Source organism: Kineococcus indalonis, from assembly GCF_009906395.1.
Lineage (GTDB): Bacteria > Actinomycetota > Actinomycetes > Actinomycetales > Kineococcaceae > Kineococcus > Kineococcus indalonis.
Genome location: NZ_JAAALM010000767.1, coordinates 1 through 1,333, shown reverse-complemented (window position 1 = coordinate 1,333; position 1,333 = coordinate 1). Strand labels below are relative to the sequence as shown.

The window sequence follows — 1,333 nt, the reverse complement described above, 5'->3', positions numbered from 1 at the left end:
GGGGCGGCCAGCAGGCCCGCAACGTCATCCTCGTCAACGGCGACGGCATGGCCGCCGCCCACCGCGAGGCCGCGCGCCTGGCGCTGGAGGGCTTCGACGGCCAGCTGGCGATGGATTCCCTGCCCGTGCGCGGGGCGCAGACCACCGACCCGCGCGACCCCGAGGACACCATCACCGACTCCGCGTCCGCCGCCTCGGCGTGGGCCACGGGGCAGAAGACGTACAACGGCGCCATCAGCGTCGACGTGGACGGCGACCCGCTGCCGGTCCTGGGGCAGCTGGCCGAGCAGGTCGGCAAGGCCACCGGTCTGGTGACCACCGCGCAGGTCACCGACGCCTCCCCGGCGGCGTTCTTCTCCAGCACCGCCGACCGCGGCGCGCAGGACGAGATCGCCCGGCAGTACCTGCAGGTCACCCGCCCCGACGTGGTCCTGGGCGGCGGCGAGGACTGGTGGTACCCGCGGGGTGAGCCGGGGGCGTTCCCCGACGCGCCGGCCGACGACCCCGAGGAGGGCAGCCGCGGCACGCAGGGCGACCTCGTCGCGCAGGCGCAGGACCTCGGCTACGCGTACGTCACCGACGCCGAGCAGCTGCGGGCCGCCCCCGGCGAGAAGCTGCTCGGGCTGTTCGCCAACGAGGAGATGTTCCAGCAGGCCCCCGAGGGGCAGGGCGACGAGTACGACCCGGCCGTCCCGCTGGCCGAGATGACCGCCAAGGCCCTGGACGTCCTCTCCCGGGACCGCGACGGCTTCTTCCTCCTCGTGGAGGAGGAGGCGGTGGACGAGATGGCCCACAACAACAACGCCGGCCGGGTGCTGGAGGCGATGGCCTCCTTGGACGCCGCCGTGCGGGTCGCGCGCGACCACGTCGCGCAGCACCCCGACACCCTGCTGATCGTCACCGGCGACCACGAGTGCGGCGGCCTGACGATCGAGGGCGTCGACGAGGAGGACGAGAGCGGCGCGGGCGAGACCGCTGGTGAGGGCGCGAGCGAGGGTGGGGGCGTCTCCGCCGAGGACGGCCCGTTCGCCGTCGCCGGCAGCGAGAAGGAGTTCGTCGTGGACTGGACCACCACCGGGCACACCGGGGTGCCCACGCCGGTCACCGCCGAGGGTCCCGGCAGCGCCGCGCTCACCGGCACCTACCCGAACACCCACCTGCACGAGGTGATCAGCGCCGCGCTCACCGGCCGCCGCTGACCGACGACCCCGCACTGACCAGCGCGGGCGGGTGCTGATCAGTGCCGGCCGGTTCGACGGCGATCACGCCGCCACGGCAGTGGTCCACCTCGAGCAGCGGTGGGTGCGGCCTGGCGAGCTGTCGTTGCCCGAGG

At 74.6% G+C, this 1,333-nt stretch carries 1 protein-coding gene; it reads left to right on the top strand.

Annotated elements, in window-relative coordinates:
* Positions 1 to 1,199: alkaline phosphatase (locus GTR00_RS20955; protein ID WP_166613450.1), on the top strand; the 1,199-nt coding region annotated here is incomplete at its 5' end.
* Positions 1,200 to 1,333: the final 134 nt, after the last annotated feature.